23 protein-coding genes are annotated in these 23,462 nt (G+C 72.1%); 18 read left to right on the top strand and 5 right to left on the bottom strand.

Annotation, left to right across the window (positions count from 1 at the left end):
* Window positions 1-15 precede the first annotated feature (15 nt).
* From sigE to AC1DYZ_RS10620, 8 genes are all read left to right on the top strand, one after another.
* The gene (sigE, locus tag AC1DYZ_RS10655; protein ID WP_477065170.1) at window positions 16-621 is read left to right on the top strand and encodes an RNA polymerase sigma factor SigE; all 606 of its coding nucleotides are present in this window, start codon (window positions 16-18) and stop codon (window positions 619-621) included.
* Entirely contained in the window at window positions 618-1,610 is a 993-nt protein-coding gene (locus tag AC1DYZ_RS10650; RefSeq protein ID WP_477065169.1) for a zf-HC2 domain-containing protein, read from the top strand. The genes sigE and AC1DYZ_RS10650 overlap by 4 nt, the downstream gene beginning before the upstream one ends.
* The gene (locus AC1DYZ_RS10645; protein WP_477065168.1) at window positions 1,607-3,412 is read left to right on the top strand and encodes a S1C family serine protease; all 1,806 of its coding nucleotides are present in this window, start codon (window positions 1,607-1,609) and stop codon (window positions 3,410-3,412) included. Before AC1DYZ_RS10650 ends, AC1DYZ_RS10645 begins: the two co-directional genes overlap by 4 nt.
* A gap of 137 nt (window positions 3,413-3,549) precedes the next feature.
* Window positions 3,550-3,942 carry a twin-arginine translocase TatA/TatE family subunit gene (locus tag AC1DYZ_RS10640; RefSeq protein WP_477065167.1) on the top strand — a complete coding sequence of 131 codons (393 nt, stop codon included), beginning with the start codon at window positions 3,550-3,552 and terminating at the stop codon, window positions 3,940-3,942.
* 80 nt (window positions 3,943-4,022) lie between these two features.
* Complete coding sequence (gene trpS / locus AC1DYZ_RS10635; protein ID WP_477065166.1) at window positions 4,023-5,063, top strand: tryptophan--tRNA ligase; 1,041 nt, start codon at window positions 4,023-4,025, stop codon at window positions 5,061-5,063.
* A complete protein-coding gene (locus tag AC1DYZ_RS10630) occupies window positions 5,060-5,632 on the top strand; it encodes a 2'-5' RNA ligase family protein (RefSeq protein WP_477065165.1) in 573 nt (190 codons plus the stop codon). The genes trpS and AC1DYZ_RS10630 overlap by 4 nt, the downstream gene beginning before the upstream one ends.
* 9 nt (window positions 5,633-5,641) lie before the next feature.
* Entirely contained in the window at window positions 5,642-6,658 is a 1,017-nt protein-coding gene (locus AC1DYZ_RS10625; protein WP_477065164.1) for a YihY/virulence factor BrkB family protein, read from the top strand.
* A gap of 86 nt (window positions 6,659-6,744) precedes the next feature.
* Window positions 6,745-7,743 carry a YihY/virulence factor BrkB family protein gene (locus tag AC1DYZ_RS10620; RefSeq protein WP_477065163.1) on the top strand — a complete coding sequence of 333 codons (999 nt, stop codon included), beginning with the start codon at window positions 6,745-6,747 and terminating at the stop codon, window positions 7,741-7,743.
* Between the two features lie 4 nt (window positions 7,744-7,747).
* Here AC1DYZ_RS10620 and AC1DYZ_RS10615 read toward each other — a convergent pair whose 3' ends face one another.
* From AC1DYZ_RS10615 to sdhC, 5 genes are all read right to left on the bottom strand, one after another.
* The gene (locus AC1DYZ_RS10615; RefSeq protein WP_477065162.1) at window positions 7,748-8,530 is read right to left on the bottom strand and encodes a phosphotransferase; all 783 of its coding nucleotides are present in this window, start codon (window positions 8,528-8,530) and stop codon (window positions 7,748-7,750) included.
* Window positions 8,531-8,599: 69 nt separating this feature from the next.
* Entirely contained in the window at window positions 8,600-9,364 is a 765-nt protein-coding gene (locus tag AC1DYZ_RS10610; protein ID WP_477065161.1) for a succinate dehydrogenase iron-sulfur subunit, read from the bottom strand.
* The gene (sdhA, locus tag AC1DYZ_RS10605; RefSeq protein ID WP_477065160.1) at window positions 9,364-11,214 is read right to left on the bottom strand and encodes a succinate dehydrogenase flavoprotein subunit; all 1,851 of its coding nucleotides are present in this window, start codon (window positions 11,212-11,214) and stop codon (window positions 9,364-9,366) included. The genes AC1DYZ_RS10610 and sdhA overlap by 1 nt, the downstream gene beginning before the upstream one ends.
* 39 nt (window positions 11,215-11,253) lie before the next feature.
* The gene (sdhD, locus tag AC1DYZ_RS10600; RefSeq protein WP_477065159.1) at window positions 11,254-11,715 is read right to left on the bottom strand and encodes a succinate dehydrogenase, hydrophobic membrane anchor protein; all 462 of its coding nucleotides are present in this window, start codon (window positions 11,713-11,715) and stop codon (window positions 11,254-11,256) included.
* Window positions 11,715-12,086, bottom strand: a complete 372-nt coding sequence (gene sdhC, locus AC1DYZ_RS10595) for a succinate dehydrogenase, cytochrome b556 subunit (RefSeq protein WP_477065158.1) — start codon at window positions 12,084-12,086, stop codon at window positions 11,715-11,717. Before sdhC ends, sdhD begins: the two co-directional genes overlap by 1 nt.
* A gap of 208 nt (window positions 12,087-12,294) precedes the next feature.
* Here sdhC and AC1DYZ_RS10590 point away from each other — a divergent pair, with 208 nt between their 5' ends.
* The 10 genes from AC1DYZ_RS10590 to AC1DYZ_RS10545 all read left to right on the top strand — a co-directional run bounded on the left by AC1DYZ_RS10590 (window position 12,295) and on the right by AC1DYZ_RS10545 (window position 23,453).
* Window positions 12,295-13,395 (top strand): mannose-1-phosphate guanylyltransferase, encoded by a 1,101-nt coding sequence (locus AC1DYZ_RS10590; RefSeq protein ID WP_477065157.1) that lies wholly within the window; start codon window positions 12,295-12,297, stop codon window positions 13,393-13,395.
* Between the two features lie 48 nt (window positions 13,396-13,443).
* Window positions 13,444-14,685 carry an amidohydrolase gene (locus AC1DYZ_RS10585; protein WP_477065156.1) on the top strand — a complete coding sequence of 414 codons (1,242 nt, stop codon included), beginning with the start codon at window positions 13,444-13,446 and terminating at the stop codon, window positions 14,683-14,685.
* 205 nt (window positions 14,686-14,890) lie between these two features.
* Window positions 14,891-15,988, top strand: coding sequence for a BMP family lipoprotein (locus AC1DYZ_RS10580; RefSeq protein ID WP_477065155.1), 1,098 nt, complete (start codon window positions 14,891-14,893; stop codon window positions 15,986-15,988).
* A 124-nt stretch (window positions 15,989-16,112) separates the two neighbouring features.
* Window positions 16,113-17,726, top strand: coding sequence for an ABC transporter ATP-binding protein (locus AC1DYZ_RS10575; protein ID WP_477065154.1), 1,614 nt, complete (start codon window positions 16,113-16,115; stop codon window positions 17,724-17,726).
* Window positions 17,723-19,015 carry an ABC transporter permease gene (locus tag AC1DYZ_RS10570; RefSeq protein ID WP_477065153.1) on the top strand — a complete coding sequence of 431 codons (1,293 nt, stop codon included), beginning with the start codon at window positions 17,723-17,725 and terminating at the stop codon, window positions 19,013-19,015. Before AC1DYZ_RS10575 ends, AC1DYZ_RS10570 begins: the two co-directional genes overlap by 4 nt.
* Window positions 19,012-20,313 (top strand): ABC transporter permease, encoded by a 1,302-nt coding sequence (locus AC1DYZ_RS10565; RefSeq protein ID WP_477065152.1) that lies wholly within the window; start codon window positions 19,012-19,014, stop codon window positions 20,311-20,313. The genes AC1DYZ_RS10570 and AC1DYZ_RS10565 overlap by 4 nt, the downstream gene beginning before the upstream one ends.
* Window positions 20,310-20,717, top strand: a complete 408-nt coding sequence (locus AC1DYZ_RS10560) for a cytidine deaminase (RefSeq protein ID WP_477065151.1) — start codon at window positions 20,310-20,312, stop codon at window positions 20,715-20,717. The genes AC1DYZ_RS10565 and AC1DYZ_RS10560 overlap by 4 nt, the downstream gene beginning before the upstream one ends.
* Window positions 20,714-22,006 (top strand): thymidine phosphorylase, encoded by a 1,293-nt coding sequence (locus AC1DYZ_RS10555; RefSeq protein WP_477065150.1) that lies wholly within the window; start codon window positions 20,714-20,716, stop codon window positions 22,004-22,006. The genes AC1DYZ_RS10560 and AC1DYZ_RS10555 overlap by 4 nt, the downstream gene beginning before the upstream one ends.
* Window positions 22,007-22,045: 39 nt before the next feature.
* A complete protein-coding gene (locus AC1DYZ_RS10550) occupies window positions 22,046-22,267 on the top strand; it encodes a hypothetical protein (protein ID WP_477065149.1) in 222 nt (73 codons plus the stop codon).
* Window positions 22,268-22,304: 37 nt separating this feature from the next.
* Window positions 22,305-23,453, top strand: a complete 1,149-nt coding sequence (locus AC1DYZ_RS10545) for an adenosine deaminase (protein ID WP_477065148.1) — start codon at window positions 22,305-22,307, stop codon at window positions 23,451-23,453.
* Window positions 23,454-23,462: the final 9 nt, after the last annotated feature.

The raw sequence follows: 23,462 nt of genomic DNA, 5'->3' as shown, positions 1-23,462 counted from the left end.
GACACTGGGCGCACGATGTCACGCACYGAGGAGACCGACCCCATGACCGACCAGCCCGCCGCCTGGCAGGCACCGTCATGGGAAGACATCGTGCGCGACCACTCCGCGCGGGTCTACCGGCTCGCCTACCGCCTGACCGGCAACAAGCACGACGCCGAGGACCTCACGCAGGAGACGTTCGTCCGCGTCTTCCGCTCGCTGCACTCCTACACGCCCGGCACGTTCGAGGGCTGGCTGCACCGCATCACGACCAACCTCTTCCTCGACCAGGCCCGCCGACGGCAGCGCATCCGGATGGACGCCATGGGTGAGGACGCCGAGCGGTACGCCTCGGGTGACCAGCTCGGCGCCCCGGAGCGCGCGTTCGAGCACGGGAACCTCGACCTCGACATCCAGAAGGCGCTCGACGAGCTGCCGCCGGAGTACCGCGCGGCCGTGGTCCTCTGCGACATCGAGGGTTTGTCGTACGAGGAGATCGCGGTCACGCTCGGCATCAAGCTGGGCACTGTCCGGTCCCGGATCCACCGCGCCCGCGCGCGGCTGCGCGTCTCCCTCGAGCACCGCGCCCCCGGCTCCTTCGCCCACGCCGACGACGACACACCGCTGACGGTCCTCGGATGAGCCACCTCGGGTCGCGGATCAGCGCCTTGGTCGACGGGCAGCTCTCGGTGGCGGACACCGAGCGGGCCCTCGCCCACGTCGCCGTCTGCCCCGAGTGCTCCGCCGAGCTCGCCGCGTCCCGCGCGGCCCGCCGGGCACTGGCCTCGGCCGACGAGATGGCGCCCGCCCCGGACCTCACGGCCCGGCTCCTCTCGCTCGCCGCGAGCACCGAGCCGACGAGCGGCGATCCCTTCGCGCCGCCGGTGCGGCAGTCGCGCGACGAGCTCGCGTCCTACGGCGTCGCCAGCGGGGGTCTCGGCGCGCGCGGCTGGCGGTCCGGCTCGTCCCTGCGCGGCGACGTCGGCCAGCGCCGGTCGTCCGTCCGGCTCGCGGCCGGCTCGATGGCGGGCCTGGGTGCCGTCGCCGCGATGCTCTTCGTGCTGGGGGAGCGGCCCGACGTCGTCCCCAGCGTGCACCCGGGCGCCGACCTCAGCCTCCTCGGTCAGGCCGTCACCGCCGACCCGGCCACGCGCACCGGCTCGATCGGCACCGTCGCCTGGCCCGTCGTCACCGACGAGTCCGCGGGCACCGAGACCACCTCGTGGCTGCGCGCGCACGAGTGGTCGTTCCCGCAGGAGCTGCCCGACGGCTGGTCCGTCACGGCCGTCCGGTGGTCCGGCGACGACTCGGGAGTGCTCGAGGTCGACGTGCTCGGCCCCGACGGCGCCTCGCTCGTGGTCACCGAGCAGCAAGGACGGTTGGACACGACGTCGCTGGCGGGCGCGCCGACCGGTGAGGTCGGCGGTCGCGAGGTGTACGTGCTCTCGTACGAGCCGTGGCACGTGGTGTGGCAGGCCGACGCGACGGTGGTCCAGGTGGTCGGCTCGCAGTCGTCCGACGACGCGGCGACACTTGTGGGAGCCTTTCCGGGCGGCGCCTTCGACGACGGCGTTCCCGCGCGGATCACGCGGGGCTGGGACACCGTGACAGGAGCGCTCGAACGGCCATGACGACCCCCGACGACGACGCGCAGCCGGCTGCCGGACCCACCCCGGACCGCCCGGCGGACGCGACGCCGACGAGCCCGTTCGTCTCACCGTCGGGGCGCCGTGACCTCCCGCCCACGCCGGAGGCGCCCTCGGTCGACGCCGAGACGGTCGAGCCGGTGGCCGAGGACCGTCCGCCCGCGTGGCCGGTGTGGTCCGACGTCCCGCCCGCGCCGGTCGTCAGCGAGCCGGCCGTCGGGTCGACAGAGCCCGGCGCGGGCGCATCCGCGCCGGACGCACCCAGCCCGTCAGCAGCCGAGCCGGTGGGAACCGCGCCCACAGCGCCGTTGCCAGCAGCGCCCACGAGCCCAGGACCCGCGCCGACGACGTCGCTGGCGCCCGTCGAGGCAGGACGCCCCGACCCGTCGATCGCCGACCCCCGGGTCGCCCCGTCGCCGGCACGGCCGCCGGGTTCCCACTGGTCGGTCCCGCACGGCTCCGTGCCCGCGTACACGCCGCCGCCGACGTACCCGACGTCGCCCCCCGTCGCCGGGCAGTCGCCGTACGCGCCGCCGAACCCCGCCGGCCCGGGCACCCAGCAGCCCGCCGGCGCCGCGCCCTGGCAGGGCGTCCCGTACGCGACCGGTCCCGCGGAGCCGGTGCCACCCCACGCCGCGACGGGCGCGCCGCACACGGTCGTCCTGCACCGCAAGCGTCGGCGCGCGCTCTCGGCCGCCTGGGTGGTCCCGCTCGTACTCCTCGCGCTGGTCGCGGGCGCGATCGGCGGTGCGGTCGGAGCGCGGGTCAGCAAGGACGACCACCTGGCCGACGCCGGTCTGCCGGTAGCCACCGTCGGCGACGGCACGATCGAACGGGCGCCGGACTCGGTGGCCGGCATCGCCGCGGGAGTCCTGCCGAGCGTCGTGTCGATCCAGGTCGACGGGCCGCAGGGCAGCGCCACCGGCTCGGGCTTCGTACTGCGGGGCGATGGGTACCTGATCACCAACAACCACGTGATCGCCCAGGCGAAGGAAGCGGCGTCGACCACGATCACCGTCACGTTCGTCGACGGCAGCGAGCAGGCCGCGTCGATCGTCGGCAGCACGTCCGACTACGACCTCGCCGTCCTCAAGGTCGACGTCGAGGGCCTCACGCCGCTGCTGCTCGGGGACTCGGACGCGGTCGTGGTCGGGGACGCCGTCGTCGCCGTGGGCGCGCCCCTCGGGCTCGCAGGCACCGTGACCACGGGCATCGTCAGCGCGCTCAACCGGCCGGTGTCGGCGGGCGAGGCGACGGAGACCGACCGCCAGGCGTTCATCAACGCGATCCAGACGGACGCGGCGATCAACCCCGGCAACTCCGGCGGCCCGCTGGTGAACGCCGCCGGCGAGGTCATCGGGATCAACTCCGCGATCGCGCAGCCTCCGGGTTCCACCGCGCTCGTCGGCGGGAGCATCGGCCTCGGCTTCGCCATCCCGTCCAACCAGGTGCGACGCACGGCCGACCAGCTCATCGAGACCGGGCACGCGACGTACCCGATCATCGGCGTGCTCCTCGACGACCGGTACTCGGGCGAGGGCGTCCAGGTCTCGGGCGACTCCCAGTCAGGCCAGCAGCCGATCACCGCCGACGGCCCCGCCGAGCGGGCCGGCATCCACCCGGGCGACATCATCCTGGCCATCGACGGCCGTCCCGTGACCGATCCCGACGAGCTCATCGTGGCGATCCGCGCGCGCACGCCGGGGGACACGATCGTGCTGCACGTGCGCAGCGGCTCCAGCGAGCGCGACGTGCGCGTCAAGCTCGACGAGTCGCCCACGGACTGAGCTCACGCGCGCCTCGAGCTGATCGGTCGGCCCGGGGCTGCGTTCCGCTGCGGGCGCGTCTCGCTGGCGCGAGCCCCACCCTTCGCTGCACTCCGACCCAGGCCTCATCCCTCAGGGGCGAGAGGTACTCTGACCCGGTGTTCGGGATCAACGGCGGAGAGCTCCTGGTGCTGCTCGTCGTCGCCGCGCTGGTTATCGGCCCCGAGCGGCTCCCGGGCTACGCCGAGCAGCTGGGCCTGTGGGTCCGCAAGGGGCGCGCGTTCATCCGCGACGCCAAGGCGCGAGTCGACCAGGAGCTGGGCGACGAGCTCGGCGACGTCGACTGGTCCGCGCTCGACCCGCGCAAGTACGACCCCCGACGCATCGTGCGAGACGCCCTCCTCGAGGACGACCCGGTCCGACCCGTGAGCACCCCGGCCACGCGGCCCGTGACGGGAGCTGCGGCAGCCCGCGTGGCGACCGGCGGGGCGGCCGCTGCCGCGGCGGCGAGCCCCCCGAGACCCACCCCGTACGACGACGAGGCGACCTGACGCCGGTCCACCCGCCTGCCCCCCTCCCGCCGGGACGGAACCCGCAATGCCGGGCGTCMCCACCCTGACAGAATGGTCCGATGGTCTTGGCGCCGCAGCAGTCGCGCATCTTCTCCGGGATGCAGCCCACGTCCGACTCCCTCCAGCTGGGCAACTACCTCGGTGCGCTGACCCAGTGGGTCGCCCTGCAGGAGGACCACGACGCGCTCTACTGCGTGGTCGACCTGCACGCCCTCACCGTGAGCCCCGACCCGTCCGTCCTGCGCGACCGCACCCGCCGGACCGCCGCCCAGTACCTGGCCGCGGGCGTCGACCCCGATCGCTCGATCCTGTTCGTGCAGTCGCAGGTGCCTGAGCACGCGGAGCTCGCCTGGCTGCTGTCGTGCCACACCGGGTTCGGCGAGGCGAACCGGATGACGCAGTTCAAGGACAAGTCCGGGAAGCACGGCACCGAGGGCACCACCGTCGGGCTGTTCACGTATCCGGTGCTCATGGCGGCCGACATTCTGCTCTACGACACGAACCTCGTGCCCGTGGGCGAGGACCAGCGCCAGCACCTCGAGCTGACGCGGGACCTGGCGCAGCGCCTGAACTCGCGGTTCGGGCCGGACACCGTCGTGGTGCCGGAGCCGCACATCGTCAAGGCCACAGCCAAGATCTACGACCTGCAGGACCCGACCGCCAAGATGAGCAAGTCGGCGGAGAGCCCGAACGGGCTGATCGAGCTGCTGGACGACCCCAAGGTCGTCGCCAAGCGCATCAAGTCCGCGGTGACGGACGCGGGCCGGGAGATCCGGTTCGACCCCGAGGGCAAGCCGGGCGTCTCCAACCTGCTGACCATCTACTCCGCGCTGACGGGCCGCGAGGTCGCCGCGCTCGAGGCCGACTACGCGGGCAAGGGCTACGGGGACCTCAAGGTCGACCTGGCCGCCGTGGTCGTCGACTTCCTCACGCCCTTCCAGGCGCGCGTGCACGGGTACCTGTCCGACCCGGCGTCGCTCGACGACGTGCTCGCCGACGGCGCCGACCGCGCCCGGGACCTGGCGGGGGCCACGCTGGAACGGCTCTATGACCGCAGCGGGCTCCTCCCGCGGCGCTCTCGCGCGCGAGTCGGCGCGTGAGGCTGCCGGAGCGCTCCGGCGACCAGGTCCGGATCGGCGTCGCCATCACCGTGCCGGAGCCGTACGGCTCGGTGCTGCAGGCGGCTCGGGCCCGGTTCGGTGACCCCTGGGCGGACTTCATCCCGCCGCACATCACGCTGCTGAACCCCACGGTGATCGAGCACGACGAGATCACGACCGTCGACGAGCACCTGGCCGCCGTGGCCGCGCAGCACGCGCCGTTCGTCGTCCGGCTGCGGGGGACCGCCACGTTCCGCCCGGTCTCGCCGGTCGTGTTCGTGCAGGTGGCCGCGGGCGCGGACGGGTGCGCCCGCCTCGCGAGCAGCGTCCGGTCCGGCGTGCTCGAGCAGGAGCTCCGGTTCGCCTACCACCCGCACGTGACCGTCGCGCACGAGGTGGCCGACCCTCAGCTCGACGAGGCGTTCTCCGGCATGGCGGACTTCGACGCCTCGTTCGTCGTCGACAGCTTCCACAGCTACGCGCACGGCGACGACGGCGTGTGGCGGCCCGCGCGGGACTTCACGCTGGCGGGATCGCCCGCAGATGCCGGGGTCATCGCCGCGACCTAGGGTCGGGGCATGACGGCCGACGGCACCCCCGCACGGGACGAGACGGGACCGGCCGCGGGGGCGGGAGCAGCGCACGCGCGCGCGGCCGCGGTGGCGCCCGACCCGTCCGGACCGGCCTCGAAGCCGTCGCTGGTGACGAGGGCGAAGGCCCTGCTCGAGTGGTGGAAGCACACGCGCCCCGCCCGCGCGAACGCCCGATTCGGTGCCCGCAGCGGCGGCGTGCTCACCGGTGGCATCGCCTACGCGGCCCTGTTCTCCGTCTTCGCGGCGCTCACGATCGGCTACACGATCTTCATGGCCGTGCTCGGCGGCAACGACGAGCTGCGCCAGAAGGTGCTCGACTCGGTGAACGCCTCGCTCCCGGGCCTGATCGACACCGGCGACGGCGCGGGGATGATCGACCCCGACTCGCTGGTGCTCAGCGGAAGTCTGACGGCCACGGGCATCATCGCCGTCGTCGTCCTCCTGCTGAGCGCGATCGCGGCCATGGCCGCCCTGCGCACCGCCCTGCGCGCGATGTTCGCGGAGGAGGCGGGCGGCAACGCGGTGCTCGGCAAGGCGCGCGAGCTGGGCGGCTTCGCCGGGATGGCCATCGCGGTCCTCATCTCCGCGCTCGTGACCACGGGTGTCGCCAGCGCGGCGTCGTGGGTGCTCGAGGCGCTGGGCTGGGGGAGCGCGACGACGGTCGTGCTCCGCGCGCTCGGCATCCTCGTCGCGTTCGTCGTCGACGCCGCCACGTTCCTGCTGCTGGTCAAGGTGCTGGCCGGCGAGAACCCTCCCTGGCGTGAGCTGCGCTGGGGCGCGGTCATCGCGGGCGTCGGCATCGGGGTCGTGCGGATCCTGGGCACCTCGGTGGTCGCGGGGAGCGTGAACAAGAACCCGCTGTTCACGTCGGTCGCCGTCATCGTGACGCTGCTCGTCTGGATCAACCTCATCGCGCGGATCGTGCTGCTCGCGGCCGCGTGGACCGCGGACCCGCCGTACGTCGACGCGGCGGCGAAGGATCCCGCCCCGGCGGACGCCTGACACGTCGGCCCCGGAGCGCGCCGGCGCGAGAGCGACATCGGATCGAGTGGCTGTACCGGCTTCCAGGCTCCACCTAGGGTCAGCGCATGGCAGCCGACGAGACAGTCCCCGCGGTGGCGACGGGCGGGGCGCAGGTGCGCCGCGCCGCGGTCTCGGGCGACCGAGCGCAGCCCGCCGCGAGGCCGTCGCTCGCCGCCCGCGGCACGGCAATGTTCCTGTGGTGGAAGCACACCCGACCTGGTCGGGCGAACGCGCGCTTCCGGGCCCGCAGCGGTGGTGTGCTCTCGGGCGGCATCGCGTATGCGGCGCTGTTCTCGGTGTTCGCCGCGCTGACCATCAGCTACACCGCGTTCGTCGCGGTGCTCGGCGACAACGAGGAGCTGAGGGCGAGGGTCCTGGAGGCGGTCGACACCACGTATCCCCACCTTCTCGACACCGGGGACGGGCAGGGTGCGATCGACCCGGCGACGCTCGAGCTGTCCAGCAACCTGACCGTGGCCGGCATCGTCGCCGTCGTGGTGCTGCTGCTCAGTGCGATCGCGGCGATGACGGCCCTGCGCAGGTCGGTGCGCGCGATGTTCGCGACGGAGTTCGGCGGCAACCCGATGGTCGGCAAGGCGCGCGACCTCGGCGGGTTCGTCGGCATGGGGGTCGCGGTGCTGCTGTCCGCCTTGCTGACCACGGGCGTCGGGACGGTGGCGTCGTGGATCCTCGACGCCCTCGGCCTCAGCGGCCTGACGACCGTGGTGCTCCGGACGCTCGGCATCGCCGTGGCCTTCGTGATCGACGCCGCGCTGTTCCTGCTGGTGGTCAGGGTGCTGGCCGCGGAGAACCCGCCGTGGCGGGACCTGCTGCGGGGCGCGGTGATCGCGGCGGTCGGCCTCGGCATCGTGCGGACGCTCGGCACCACGGTCGTGGCGGGGAGCGTCAGCAAGAATCCGCTGTTCACCTCCGTCGCCGTGCTGGTCACGCTGCTGGTCTGGGTCAACCTGATCGCGCGGATCATGCTGCTCGCGGCCGCCTGGACCGCGGACCCGCCATACGTCGAGCCGCCGGGCGGGCCCGAGGCCCCTGCGCCGGCGTGAAGGGTCAGGGCGCGTCGTCCAGCGCCGCGTGCAGCTCGGGCAGCCGCTCCACCAGCACCGCGAGGCGCGCCCGGGTGTTCGCGGGCTCACCGGCCTCGCCCAGCCGGAGCATGCCGGGGTCGCCCGCCTCCTGGGCGGCCGCGATGCGGTCGGCGGCGTCCGTCATGCGCGTGACGACGCGGTCGAGGACGGCATGCGGGTCGAGCCCGCCGTAGCCGTCCGCGATGGTGCGCAGCCCCCGGGCGGCCTCGTCGGCCGGGGCGTCGGGGAACAGGACCGCGGTGTTCCACGCGAAGATCGCGACGTCGTCCAGCGGGATACCCGGGCCGGCCACGTCCCAGTCGAACACCCCGGCCAGCTCGTCGCCGTCGAACGCCATGTTGTACATCGCGCTGTCCTGGTGGCAGACGATCTCGCCCGGTCGCAGGGCTCGTTCGACGAACCGCCAGCGCCGGCTGTCGCGCGGGAAGCCCGCGACGGCGGCGTGGAAGGACCGCAGCCATCGCATGGCCGAGCGGACCTGCGCGTCGCTCAGCGTCTCCCGGCCGATGTCGAGGACCTTGCCGGGCAGGAACGTGAGGATCTCGCGGTCGCGGTCGTCGATGCCCAGCACGCGGGGGATCCGGGGGAGCCCGGCGGCGGCGAGGAAGTCGAGCAGCTCGTGCACCGCCGGCGTCCACGGGCCCGTGGGGCGGCGCACGGTGTCGCCGACGCGAACGGCCCCGCCGACGTTCCCGCCGGGCAGCGGGATCTCGTCGGCAGGGCCGTGGGCGCTGTCGGAAGTCATCGAGGAGTCAGAAGGCACGCGCGATCATCGCGCGCTTGACTGGTCCTTCGCGACCTTGTTGCAGTCGACTCAGAAGGCGCGCGTGATCATCGCGCGCTTGACCTCTTGGATCGCCTTCGTCACCTCGATGCCCCGCGGGCATGCCTCGGTGCAGTTGAAGGTCGTACGGCAGCGCCACACGCCCTCCTTGTCGTTGAGGATCTCGAGGCGCTGGGCGCCACCCTCGTCGCGGCTGTCGAAGATGAACCGGTGCGCGTTGACGATCGCGGCGGGGCCGAAGTACTGCCCATCGGTCCAGAACACGGGGCACGACGACGTGCACGCGGCGCAGAGGATGCACTTGGTCGTGTCGTCGAACCGCGCGCGCTGCTCGGCGCTCTGCAGGCGCTCCTTCGTCGGCTCGTTCCCGGTGGTGATGAGGAACGGCATGATCTCGCGGTAGGAGGCGAAGAACGGCTCCATGTCGACGACGAGGTCCTTGATCACCGGCAGGCCCTTGATGGGCTCGATCGTGATCGGCTTCTTGAGGTCGAGGTCCTTGAGCAGCGTCTTGCACGCGAGGCGGTTGCGGCCGTTGATGCGCATGGCGTCGGACCCGCACACGCCGTGGGCGCAGGAGCGACGGAACGTCAGCGAGCCGTCCTCCTCCCACTTCACCTTGTGCAGGGCGTCGAGCACGCGGTCGGTGCCGTGCGCGCGGACGGTGAACTCGTCCCAGTACGGCTCGGCGGCGGTGCCGTCGTCGCCCGGCAGGTAGCGCCGGACCTTGAGCGTCACGTCGAACGAGGGAATGGCTCCGACCTCAGCCGCCGGCGCATCCAGAGTCGCGGTCATCAGTACTTACGCTCCATCGGCTGGTAGCGGGTCATCGTGACGGGCTTGGAGCCCAGCACGAGCTGGTAGTCGTCGAACAGCGTGATGTGCGCGAACGAGCCCTTGTGGTCGCCGTCGCCCTCCGAGCCCCACAGGCGGTGACCCTTGACGGGCAGCGGGCGCCGGTAGGCCATCGTGTGGCGCATGTAGTTCTTGTCGTCGCGGTCCGGGAAGTCCTCGCGGAAGTGCCCGCCGCGCGACTCGTCGCGGTTGAGGGCGCCGACGACGACCGTCTCCGCGATGTCCAGCAGGAAGCCGAGCTCGACGGCCTCGAGCAGGTCGGTGTTGAACATCTTGCTCTTGTCCTGCACGGACACGTGGCGGAACCGCTTCTGCAGCGCCTTGATGTCGTCGAGCGCCTGCGTGAGGGACTCGGCGGTGCGGAACACCTGCGCGTTGAGGTCCATCGACTCCTGGAGCGCCCGGCGGATGTCCGACACGCGCTCGCCGTCGGGTCGCGTGCGGATCTCCTCGAGGCCGGCGACGACGGTCGCGGCGGGGTCCTCGGGCAGCTCGACGAACGACGCCGTCAGCGCGTACGCGGCGGCGGAGATGCCGGCGCGCTTGCCGAAGACGTTGATGTCGAGCAGCGAGTTGGTGCCCAGGCGGTTGGAGCCGTGCACGCTGACGCAGGCGACCTCGCCGGCGGCGTACAGGCCGCGGATGACGTCGGTCTGGTTGCGCAGCACCTCGGCCTCGATGTTGGTGGGGATGCCACCCATCGCGTAGTGGGCCGTGGGGTACACGGGCACGGGCTCGGTGTACGGCTCGATGCCGAGGTACGTGCGCGCGAACTCGGTGATGTCCGGCAGCTTCGCGTCGATGTGCGCGGGCTCGAGGTGCGTGAGGTCGAGCAGCACGTAGTCCTTGTTGGGGCCGGCGCCGCGGCCCTCGCGCACCTCGTTGGCCATCGACCGGGCGACGATGTCGCGGGGTGCCAGGTCCTTGATCGTCGGGGCGTAGCGCTCCATGAAGCGCTCGCCCTCGGAGTTGCGCAGGATGCCGCCCTCGCCGCGCGCGGCCTCCGACAGGAGGATGCCGAGACCGGCCAGGCCGGTCGGGTGGAACTGGAAGAACTCCATGTCCTCGAGCGGGATGCCGCGGCGGTACGCCAGCGCCATGCCGTCGCCCGTGAGCGTGTGCGCGTTGGAGGTCGTCTTGTAGATCTTCCCCGCGCCGCCCGTGGCGAGCACCACCGACTTGGCCTGGAAGACGTGGATCTCGCCCGTGGCCAGCTCGTACGCGACGACGCCGGAGACGTTGACCTCCTCGCCGTCCGGCACGTGGCCGGCGGCGAGGTCGTGGTCCACCAGAAGGTCGAGCACGTAGAACTCGTTGTAGAACTCGACGTCGTTCTTCACGCACTGCTGGTACAGCGTCTGCAGGATCATGTGGCCCGTGCGGTCCGCGGCATAGCAGGACCGGCGCACGGCCGCCTCGCCGTGGTTGCGGGTGTGGCCGCCGAACCGGCGCTGGTCGATCTTGCCCTCGGGCGTGCGGTTGAACGGCAGGCCCATCTTCTCCAGGTCCAGCACCGCGTCGATGGCCTCCTTGGCCATGACCTCGGCGGCGTCCTGGTCGACCAGGTAGTCACCGCCCTTGACGGTGTCGAACGTGTGCCACTCCCAGTTGTCCTCCTCGACGTTGGCCAGCGCGGCGCACATGCCGCCCTGCGCCGCACCGGTGTGGGAGCGCGTCGGGTAGAGCTTGGAGATGACAGCCGTGCGCACGCGCGTCGACGACTCGAGGGCCGCGCGCATGCCTGCGCCGCCCGCGCCGACGATCACGACGTCGTACTGGTGGGTCTGCATCGGGGTCGATGCCTTCCTGTCTCTGGGGGAAGCGAAACGTCAGGACGCCGTGCAGAACGACGGGAGCAGGTCCGCCGGCGAGGCCGACGGGCACGGGTCGAACGTGAAGATCACGAGCGTGCCCAGCACGACGACGACGAGGAACGCGAGGTAGAGCAGCCCCTTGAGGACGAGGCGCAGACCGTCGCGCTCGGCGTAGTCGTTGATGATCGTGCGCACGCCGTTGGTGCCGTGGATCATCGCGAGCCAGAGCATGAGCAGGTCCCAGACCTGCCAGAACGGCGACGCCCACTTGCCGGCGACGAAGCCGAAGTCGATCGCCTTGACGCCTTCGCCGGCGACCAGGTTGACGAACAGGTGCCCGAAGATCAGCACCAGCAGCACGACGCCGGACGCACGCATGAACACCCAGCCGTAGAGCTCGGTGTTGCCGCGGGTGGTCAGGCGCGACGGCCTGGCGCGGGGGCCGCGCGGGGCCTTCGGGTCGGCGATCGTGGTCATCACTCGCCCCCGAACACGTGCATGAGGTGGCGGGGCAGGAAGCCCGCCATGGTCACGACGAACAGGCCGAGCACCACCCAGAGCATCACGCGCTGGTACTTGGGGCCCTTCGCCCAGAAGTCGACCAGGATGATCCGGATGCCGTTGAACGCGTGGAACACGATGGCAGCGACGAGGCCGGCCTCACCGAGTCCCATGATCGGGTTCTTGTACGTGCCGATGACGTCGTTGTACGCCTCGGGCGAGATGCGCACGAGCGACGTGTCGAGCACGTGCACGAGCAGGAAGAAGAAGATCGCGATGCCGGTCACGCGGTGCGCGACCCACGACCACATGCCTTCTCGCCCGCGATACAGCGTTCCGGCGGGCACCTTGCGTTCGGACGGCGCTCCGCGTTCGGAGGTCGCGGCAGGCACTGGAGGGCCTCCTGGCGAAGAAGAGGTTCGGACGACGGCGTCCTTGTCGCGTCAACTGTAGTGAACCGATCAGTACGCAACCGCTCGGCAAGGGCCCTTGGGCCCCCGCTGTGAGGTATTGCACAGCGGGATCACGGGTATCCGGGTCGCTACCCTGACGCCCATGTCCACCACGATTCCCGGGTTTCACGCCGTCGTCCCCGCGGGCGGAGCAGGCACGCGCCTCTGGCCCCTGTCGCGCGCCGGGCACCCGAAGTTCCTCCTCGACCTCAGCGGGACCGGCCGCACCCTGCTCCAGGCGACCGTCGACCGACTGCTGCCGCTGACCGGCCAGGGCGGGGTGCTCGTCGTCACCGGGGCCCGCCACGCCGTCGCCGTCGCCGGCCAGCTGCCCGAGCTAGGGGACGACGACGTGCTGGCCGAGCCGTCCCCGCGCGACTCCATGGCGGCGATCGGCCTGGCCGCGGCGGTGCTGCTGGAGCGCCACGGCGAGGACGTCGTGCTGGGGTCCTTCGCCGCCGACCACGTCATCGAGGGCACCGCGGCGTTCGAGCAGGCCGTGCGCGAGGGCGTCGAAGCAGCCCGGGCGGGCTACGTGGTGACCCTCGGGATCGCCGCGACCGGCCCGTCGACCGCGTTCGGGTACGTCCGGGCGGGCGCGCTGCTCGGCCTGGAGGGAGCCCCGACCGTCGCGCACGTCGCGGGGTTCACGGAGAAGCCCGACGCCGAGACCGCCGCCGCCTACCTGGCGACGGGGGAGTACCGCTGGAACGCGGGGATGTTCATCGTCCGGGCCCGCGTGCTCCTGGACCACCTGGCGACGCAGCTGCCGGCGCTCGCGGCGGGGCTGCGCGAGATCGCCGCCGCGTGGGACACCGCCGAGCGCCACGAGGTCCTGGACCGCGTGTGGCCGGGGCTGACCAAGATCGCCATCGACCACGCGATCGCGGAGCCGGTCGCGGCCGCCGGTGGCGTGGCCGTCGTGCCGGGCGACTTCACGTGGGACGACATCGGTGACTTCGACTCGCTCGCGGAGCTGCTCACGGGCGACACGCTGGGCGACGAGGCCGCCGTGCTGCGTCTCGACGCGGCAGGCGCCTTCGTCGTGCCGGGGACCGACCGCACCGTCACGGTGCTCGGGGTGCCCGGCGCGGTCGTCGTCGACACGCCCGACGCGGTGCTCGTGACCACCCGCGCCCACGCCCAGGCCGTGAAGTCCGCGGTCGACGGGTGGCGGGCCGCGGGGCGCGAGGACCTGCTCTGACGCGGACAGCCCCCGCCCGTCACCGCCGTCGCGGATAAGGTCGAAGGCGTGTCGTCCGCCTCCCTCCTGCCCGTCGTCGCCCCGCTGACCAGCCTCCGGCCCGACCCGGTCGAGCCGCTCTCGGCGCGCCTCGCCGCGCTGGTGGCGGACCTGCGCGACGAGCTCGTCGCCGTCCGGCGCGACATCCACGCCCACCCCGAGCTCGGTCGCACGGAGGTCCGCACCACCAAGCTCGTCGCCGAGCGGCTGCGCGCGGCCGGGCTCGAGCCCCAGCTGCTGCCGGGCAGCGGCCTGGTCTGCGACCTCGGGCCGAGCCCGACGGCGACCGGGCGCAAGCGGGTCGCCCTGCGGGCGGACCTCGACGCCCTGCCCGTGCAGGACACGAGCGGGGTGCCGTGGGCCTCGACGGTCCGCGGCGTGACCCACGCGTGCGGGCACGACGTGCACACCGCCGCGGTGCTGGGTGCGGGGCTCGCGCTCGCTCAGCTGGCAGACGAGCTCACCACCGGCGTCCGGCTGATCTTCCAGCCCGCCGAGGAGGTGCAGCCCGGGGGTGCGCTCGACGTGGTGGCCGCCGGCGGCCTCGACGGCGTCGGACAGATCTACGCCTTCCACTGCGACCCCAAGGTGGACGTCGGCCAGGTCGGCACCCGCATCGGGCCCATCACGTCCGCCAGCGACGAGGTCACGGTCACGGTCTCCGGTCCCGGCGGGCACACCTCGCGGCCGCACCTCACCGGCGACGTCGTCTACGCGCTCGGTCAGGTCATCACGCAGGTACCGGCCATCCTGGGCCGCCGCCTGGACCCTCGCTCCGGCGTCAACCTGACGTGGGGCGCCGTCCAGGCGGGCGCCGCGCACAACGCCATCCCGGCGACCGGCGTCGTCAAGGGCACGTTGCGCTGCCTCGACGTCCGGGCCTGGGAGAAGGCGTCGGAGGTCTTCCACGCCGCGGTCGAGCAGGTCGTCGCGCCGCTCGGCGTGACCGTGGACGTGCGGCACCACCGCGGCGTCCCGCCGGTCGAGAACGCCGAGCACGCGACCGGCGTGCTCGAGGCGGCCGCGCGCGACGTGCTGGGCCCCGGGTCGGTGCTGCTCACCGAGCAGTCGCTCGGCGGAGAGGACTTCGCCTGGTACCTCACCAAGGTGCCCGGCGCGATGGCCCGGCTCGGCACGCGCACCCCGGGTGGCCACACCTTCGACATCCACCAGGGCGACCTGCGGGTGGACGAGCGTGCGGTGGAGGTCGGCGCGCTGTTCCTGGCCCGCGCCGCCTTTCTCGCTGGCTGAGACGGCACGTCCGTCACCTGGGCCGACATACCAAGTCGGTAACGGAACCTGCACAGATACCCAGCGGTAACCTGCCCGACACGTTGCGCTCGTTATGGTCCGACCATCAATGCCGGGCAGCCCCAGCCATGTGGTGGCACACCGTCGTGCCAACCGCACGGTCGGCCCAGCCGGACCGGCTGCTGACGAGATTCAGGAGAGTCGCGTGAAGAAGATCATTCGAGTGGCCGCGCTCGGCGGGGCGGTCGCCCTTGCGCTTGCGGCGTGTGGGAGTGCCCCCGAGGACGAGGCGACGCCCGGGGCCGACGGCTCCAGCGCCGCCTCCGTCGACTTCAAGGCCTGCATGGTCTCGGACGCCGGTGGCTTCGACGACAAGTCGTTCAACCAGGCCGGCTTCGAGGGCCTCATGAAGGCCAAGGACGAGCTCGGGATCACGGAGGCGCACGTCGAGTCGAGCGCCGACACCGACTACACGCCCAACATCGACAGCCTCGTCGCCGAGAACTGCAACCTGATCATCGGCGTCGGCTTCCTGCTCGAGGACCCGATCCAGACGGCCGCCGAGGCGAACCCGGACATCAAGTTCGCGCTCGTCGACAGCTCCTTCTCGGACGCTGACTTCAACCCCGTCACGCTCGACAACGCCAAGCCGATCCTCTTCGACACGGCGCAGTCGGCCTACCTCGCGGGCTACGTCGCCGCGGCGCAGTCGACGACCGGCAAGGTCGCGACGTTCGGTGGCATCCAGATCCCGTCCGTCACGATCTTCATGGACGGCTTCGCGGACGGCATCGCCAAGTACAACGAGGACAACGGCAAGTCCGTCCAGCTCCTCGGCTGGGACAAGGCCGCGCAGACCGGCGTCTTCGCGGGCAACTTCGACAGCCAGGACGACGGCAAGAACATCGGCCAGTCCTTCATCGACCAGGGCGCGGACATCATCATGCCCGTCGCCGGCCCGGTCGGTCTGGGCACCGCGTCGGTCGCCCAGGCGGCCGGCAACGTCGCCATCGTGGGTGTCGACGCCGACTGGTTCGAGACCACGGAGTACGGCCCCATCGTCCTCACCTCGGTCATGAAGGAGATCGGCCCGGCCGTCTTCGACACGATCAGCGAGGCCGTGGACGACAAGTTCAGCTCCGACCCGTACGTCGGCACGCTGGAGAACGAGGGCCTCGGCCTGGCGCCGTTCCACGACTTCGACTCGAAGGTCTCGGACGACGTCAAGGCGAAGGTCGAGGAGCTCAAGGCCTCGATCATCTCGGGCGACATCGTCGTCGAGTCGGACGCCTCGCCGAAGTGATCTGACGCACGACAGCAGGACGACGGCCCGGGCCACCTGCCCGGGCCGTCGGCCTGTCCGGCACGCGTGCCTGCCGGACAGATGGATAGTGTCTGAGAACGCGCGACCTCGAAGGAGCCCACCGGTGAAGCTGGAGCTGCAGGGCATCACGAAGACCTTCGGGTCTCTGGTCGCCAACGACCACATCGACCTGGTGGTGGAGCCCGGTGAGATCCACGCGCTGCTCGGGGAGAACGGTGCCGGCAAGAGCACGCTGATGAACGTGCTGTACGGGTTGTACGACCCGGACGACGGCCAGATCCTCGTCGACGACGTCCCCGTCACCTTCGCCGGCCCGGGCGACGCCATGGGCGCCGGGATCGGCATGGTCCACCAGCACTTCATGCTCGTGCCCGTGTTCACCGTCGCGGAGAACGTCGTCCTCGGCCACGAGCCGGTGCGCGGCGGCGGACTGATCGACCTTCCCGAGGCGCGCCGCCGGGTCAAGGAGATCTCCGACCGGTTCGGGTTCCACGTCGACCCCGACGCCTATATCGAGGACCTGCCGGTCGGTGTCCAGCAGCGCGTCGAGATCATCAAGGCGCTCTCGCGCCACGCCAAGGTCCTCATCCTCGACGAGCCCACCGCCGTGCTCACACCGCAGGAGACCGACGAGCTCATCGCGATCATGCGCCAGCTCAAGGAGTCGGGCACCTCGATCGTCTTCATCACCCACAAGCTGCGCGAGGTGCGCGCGGTCGCGGACCGGATCACCGTCATCCGCCGCGGCAAGGTCGTCGGCACCGCCGAGCCCACCAGCTCCGAGACCGAGCTGGCCTCGCTCATGGTGGGCCGCTCGGTCGAGCTGGGCGTCGCGCGCAGCGAGGCCGTGCCGGGCGAGGCCACCGTCCAGGTGCGCAACCTCACGGTCATCGACGAGGCCGGTGTGCGGCAGATCGACGACGTGTCGTTCGACGTCGCGCGCGGCCAGATCGTCGCGATCGCCGGTGTGCAGGGCAACGGCCAGACGGAGCTCACCGAGGTCATGCTCGGGCTGCAGGCACCCGTGGCCGGCTCGGTGCAGCTGGACGGCGTCGAGCTGGTCGGCCGGTCGGTGCGCGAGGTGCTCGACGCCGGCCTCGGGTTCGTGCCGGAGGACCGGTCCACCGACGGCGTCATCGCCGACTTCTCCATCGCCGAGAACCTCATCCTCGACCTGCACCGCCACGAGCCGTTCTCCCGCGGCGTCGCGCTGCGGCCCGCCGCGGTCCGGGAGAACGCCGAGCGGCGGATCGCGGAGTTCGACGTGCGCACCGGGTCGATCGACGCCCACGCGAGCACCCTGTCCGGCGGCAACCAGCAGAAGGTCGTGCTGGCGCGGGAGATGTCGCGTCCGCTGCGCCTGCTCATCGCCTCCCAGCCCACCCGCGGCCTGGACGTCGGGTCGATCGAGTTCGTGCACTCCCGGATCGTCGAGGAGCGCGACAGCGGGACGCCCGTCATCATCGTGTCGACCGAGCTGGACGAGGTGCTCGCGCTGGCCGACCGCATCCTCGTGATGTACCGCGGCCGCATCGTCGGCGACGTGCCCGGAGGCACCGACCGCGACGTGCTCGGCCTGATGATGGCCGGCGTGCCCCTGGACGACGCCGTGCGGCAGGCGGCGGAGCACCACACCACCCTCGGCGAGCTCGACCTCGAGACCGACGTGCCCGGCGCGCCGACCTCCGCCCCGACGTTCCCCCAGGAGGAGCTGTGAGCAGCCAGACGCCGGACCCGCTGCCCGACGCGCAGGTGCCGCCGCCGGGGCAGACCGGTGTCGTCGAGCCGACGACCGAGGAGTCCGACGGTGGGCGCCGGATCCTGCACGAGATGCTCTCGAGCAGCTGGCTCGTCTCGGTGCTCGCGGTCGTCCTGGCCCTGATCCTGGGCGGGCTGCTCATCGCGGCGGCCGACGCCGAGGTCCAGGCGGCGGCCCAGTACTTCTTCGCGAAGCCCGGCGACCTGATCTCGGCGGCGTGGACTGCGGTGTCCGAGGCCTACAAGGCCCTGTTCGCCGGCGCGATCTACGACCCGCGGGCGGAGACGTTCGCGCGCGCCATCCGGCCGCTGACCGAGACCCTGACCGTGGCGACGCCCCTGATCCTCGCCGGCCTCGGCCTGGGGATCGGGTTCCGCGCCGGACTGTTCAACATCGGTGCGCAGGGCCAGATCATCCTCGGTGGCATCTTCGCCGGGTTCATCGGGTTCACGTTCGACCTCCCGTTCCCGCTGCACCTGCTGCTCTGCGTCATCGGCGCCGCCCTCGGTGGTGCCCTGTGGGCCGGCATCGCCGGCGTGCTCAAGGCGCGCACCGGTGCACACGAGGTGATCGTCACGATCATGCTCAACAACATCGCCGTCTACCTGGTGGCGTACCTGCTGAGCCTCGACGCGTTCCAGCGCCCGGGCAGCAACAACCCGGTCAGCCCGCCCATCCCCGACAGCGCGGCCTATCCGCTGCTGCTGGGCGAGGGCTACCGCCTGCACGCCGGCTTCCTGGTGGCCCTCGCCGCCGCGGTGTTCACCTGGTGGCTCATGGAGCGCTCGACCATCGGCTTCCGGTGGCGCGCGGTGGGGTCCAACCCGAACGCGGCGCGGACGGCCGGCATCTCGGTGAACTCGACCTACATCTGGGTCATGCTCACGGCCGGTGCCCTCGCCGGTCTGGCCGGGTCGGCGCAGGTGCTGGGCACCGAGCGCGTGCTCACGGCCGGCGTCGCGGCGAGCTACGGGTTCGACGCCATCACGGTCGCGCTGCTCGGCCGGTCCAAGCCCCTCGGCACGGTGTTCGCGGGCATCCTGTTCGGCGCGCTGCGCGCCGGCGGCGTGGTCATGCAGGCGCGCACGGGGACCCCGATCGACATCGTGCTCGTCGTGCAGTCGCTCATCGTCCTGTTCATCGCGGCACCGCCGCTGGTCCGGGCGGTCTTCCGGCTGCCGTCGCCGGACACGCCACGCGCACCGAAGCCCGTCGTCCCCGTCGCCGCGAAGGAGGTCAGCGCGTGAGCGCCCCCACGATCGACTCCACGGCCCCGGCTCCGGCCCGGTCGGCCGCCGAGCCCGTCCTGCCCCCGATCAAGTGGCACGCGCCGATCGCCTACGGGGCCGTCGCCCTGCTCGGCCTGATCGTGTTCGGGCTCCTCGGCAAGAGCGGCGACGTCAGCACCTTCTCGATCTCGACGTCCAAGGACTTCATCCAGTTCGACCCGTTCTCCGTGCCCTCGAAGGCGACCGCGATCGTCCTGTGCGTCGCGGCCCTGGTGCTCGCGGGCGTGTCGTTCAACGCGACTCGGCAGCGCCGGAAGGTCGGGCCGTGGCTCCCGATCACCTACGGCGTGCTCATGGTGTTCGCGTTCCTGGTCTGGGCCGTCGCGGGCAAGACGAGCGGCCTGCCGCTCACGGGCCTGCTGCAGGGCTCGCTGTTCCTCGCGATCCCGCTGGTGTTCGGCGCCCTGGCCGGCCTGCTGTGCGAGCGGTCCGGCATCATCAACATCGCCATCGAGGGGCAGCTGCTGGGCGGCGCGTTCCTCGCCGCCGTCGTCGCGACCCTCACCGGCAGCGCCTACGCGGGCCTCATCGCCGCACCGATCGCCGGCGCGCTCGTCGGCCTCCTGCTGGTGCTCTTCGCGATCAAGTACGTGGTCAACCAGATCATCGTCGGCGTGGTGCTCAACGTGCTGGTGATCGGCGTGACTAGCTACCTGTTCTCCACCGTGCTCAAGCAGAACCCGGACACGTGGAACAACCCGCCCGGGCTGCCCGTCATCAGCATCCCGGTGCTCTCGCAGATCCCGATCATCGGCCCGGTGCTGTTCCGCCAGACCGCGCTCGTCTACATCATGTACGTCGTCGTGGTCGTGCTGCAGATCATGGTGTTCCGGTCGCGCTGGGGCCTGCGCCTGCGGTCGGTCGGCGAGCACCCCAAGGCCGCGGACACCGTGGGCATCAAGGTCAACCGGACCCGGCTGCGCTCCACGGTCCTCGGCGGTGCGGTCGCCGGCCTGGGAGGCGCGTTCTTCACGGTCGCGGCCGGGCTGGCGTTCGGCAAGGAGATGACCAACGGCAAGGGGTACATCGCGCTCGCCGCCATGATCTTGGGCCGCTGGAGCCCCAAGGGCGCGCTGGCGGCCGCCCTGCTGTTCGGCTTCGCCAACAACCTGCAGCTGCAGCTGAGCATCATCCAGACGCCGATCCCCAGCCAGATCATGCTGATGACGCCCTACATCGTGACGATCTTCGCCGTCGCGGGGCTGGTCGGCCGGGTGCGCCCGCCGGCGGCCGAGGGCATCCCCTACACGAAGTGAGTGTTCCTGTGGACATCGACTGGGCCGCCTTGAAGGCGGCCGCCACGGACGTCATGCACCGCGCCTACGCGCCGTACTCGAACTTCCCGGTCGGCGCCGCCGCGCTGGTCGACGACGGGCGGGTGGTCGTCGGCTGCAACGTCGAGAACGCCTCGTACGGCGTGACCTTGTGCGCCGAGTGCGCGCTCGTCTCGGGACTGCACGTCTCGGGCGGCGGCCGGCTCGTGGCGTTCACGTGCGTGGACAAGCACGGCAACGTGCTCATGCCGTGCGGCCGGTGCCGGCAGCTGCTGTGGGAGCACGGGGGAGCGCGCCTGCTGGTGGAGACCACGCACGGCATCAAGCCGATGACCGAGGTGCTCCCCGACGCCTTCGGGCCCGCTGACCTGGAGGAACGCGCATGACCGAGTCGTTCGACGCCGTCGACGTCATCGTCACCAAGCGCGACGGGCACCGCCTGTCCGACGCGCAGATCGACTGGGTCATCGACGCCTACACGCGCGGGGTCGTGGCCGAGGAGCAGATGTCCGCCCTGAACATGGCGATCCTGCTCAACGGGATGGACCGCGCCGAGATCGCCCGGTGGACCGCCGCGATGATCGCGAGCGGCGAGCGGATGGACTTCTCCGGGCTGTCGCAACCGACCGCGGACAAGCACTCGACCGGTGGCGTGGGCGACAAGATCACGCTGCCCCTCGCGCCCCTCGTCGCCGTGTTCGGGGTCGCGGTGCCGCAGCTGTCCGGGCGCGGGCTGGGCCACACGGGCGGCACGCTGGACAAGCTCGAGTCGATCCCCGGCTGGCGGGCCGCGCTGAGCAACGACGAGATGATGGCCCAGCTCGACGACGTCGGCGCGGTCATCTGCCAGGCCGGCTCGGGCCTCGCGCCCGCCGATCGCAAGCTCTACGCGCTGCGCGACGTCACGGGCACCGTCGAGGCCATCCCCCTGATCGCCAGCTCGATCATGAGCAAGAAGATCGCCGAGGGCACCGGCGCCCTCGTGCTCGACGTCAAGGTGGGCTCCGGCGCGTTCATGAAGGACGTGGACCGCGCCCGCGAGCTCGCCCGCACGATGGTCGCGTTGGGCACCGACGCGGGCGTGAAGACGGTCGCGCTGCTCACCGACATGTCGACGCCGCTGGGGCTCACCGCGGGCAACGCGCTCGAGGTCCGCGAGTCGGTCGAGGTGCTGGCCGGTGGCGGACCGGCGGATGTCGTCGAGCTCACGGTCGCGCTGGCGCGCGAGATGCTCGCGGCGGCCGGGCGACCGTCCGAGGACGTCGAGGCGGCCCTGCGGGACGGTCGGGCGATGGATGCGTGGAAGCGGATGATCGCGGCCCAGGGCGGTGACCCGGACGCCACGCTGCCCGTGGCCCGCGAGACGGAGCAGGTGCTGGCCGCGAGCGACGGCGTCCTCACCGAGCTGGATGCCTATGCGGTCGGGATCGCCGCCTGGCGGCTCGGGGCCGGGCGCGCTCGCAAGGAGGACCCGGTGCAGGCCGGCGCCGGCGTCGAGCTGCACGCCAAGCCGGGCGACGCGGTGCGTGCCGGGCAGCCGCTCATGACACTGCACACGGACACCCCCGAGCGGTTCGGCCGCGCGCGCGAGGCGCTCGCCGGCGCGGTCGTCGTCGCACCCGCCGGCACCACCGTGCAGGCTCGGCCGCTCGTGATCGACCGCATCGACGCCTGACCCCTCGCCACCCGGCCGCGACGGGGGGACGATGGAGCAATGAGCACGGTGCCCGGGAACGACGCGTGGCGGGATGGCGGGCTAGCGCCGGTCGACCCGGACGAGCCCCGACGCCTCGGCGATGCCGCCGACGACGCGGTGGATCCCGAGGATTACGAACCGGACTTCGCCCGCGCCGACCGGGACGGCCGCGCGGACGAGGCGGACGTCGTCGAGCAGGACTCCGAGGTGCCGGACGACGACGGGGTCGACGCCGGCTGACACGGCCCTGGGCGGTTCGTCCCGCTACGGTGAGGCCATGACGTCCCCTTCCGACACGCCCGAGGCCACCGACGCGCCCGCGGCCACCGACGCCGTCGCGTCGCTCGTCGCACTGATCCCCGGACTGCCCAAGGTCGTGCTGCACGACCACCTCGACGGGGGCCTGCGCCCCGCGACCATCATCGAGCTGGCCGCCGAGATCGGCTACGAGCTGCCGTCCACCGACGCGGACGAGCTGGGCCGCTGGTTCGTCGAGGCGGCGAGCTCCGGGACCCTGGTGCGCTACCTCGAGACCTTCGACCACACCGTCGCGGTGATGCAGACCGAGGACGGCCTGCGCCGGGTGGCGCGCGAGTCCGTGCTCGACCTCGCCGCGGACGGCGTGGTCTACGCCGAGCAGCGCTACGCGCCAGAGCAGCACCTCAGCAAGGGGCTCAGCCTGCAGCAGGTGGTCGACGCCGTGCAGGCCGGCTTCGCCGAGGGCATCGCCGAGGCGGCGTCGCAGGGACGCTCGATCCGCATCGGCACCCTGATCACCGCGATGCGGCACGCGGACCGGGGTGACGAGATCGCCGCCCTGGCCCTGGAGAACCGCGACAACGGCGTGGTCGGCTTCGACATCGCCGGCGCCGAGATCGGCTTCCCGCCGTCGCGGCAGGCCACGGCCTTCGCCACCCTCGAGAACGCCGACTTCCCGGCGACGGTGCACGCGGGCGAGGCGGCCGGCCTGGAGTCGATCGCCGAGGCCCTGCACGTGGCCCACGCCAGCCGCATCGGCCACGGCGTCCGGCTCATCGACGACGTGACGGCCGACGAGCTGGGCGACAAGCTCGGCCGGCTCGCCCACTGGGTCCGCGACCGGCGCATCCCGCTCGAGCTGTGCCCGTCCTCGAACGTGCAGACCGGCGCCGCCGAGTCGGTGGCTGCGCACCCGATCACCAAGCTCAAGGAGCTCGGCTTCGCGGTCACGGTCAACACCGACAACCGGCTGCAGTCCGGCACGTCGCTGACCCGCGAGCTCACGCTCCTCGTCGAGGAGGCCGGCTGGACGCTCGCCGACATGCGCGACGTCGCGGTGACCGCGGCCCAGCACACGTTCCTGCACCACGACGAGCGGATGGCGCTCATCGAGCAGGTGCTGCTGCCCGCGTACGCCACCGCCCGGGGCAGCCGGCACCGCGCCTGAGTGGTCCGT

The organism is Cellulomonas sp. P1_C4, from assembly GCF_056406355.1.
The sequence above is the reverse complement of the archived record's forward strand: the minus strand, read 5'-3'. Positions and strand labels throughout refer to the sequence as shown.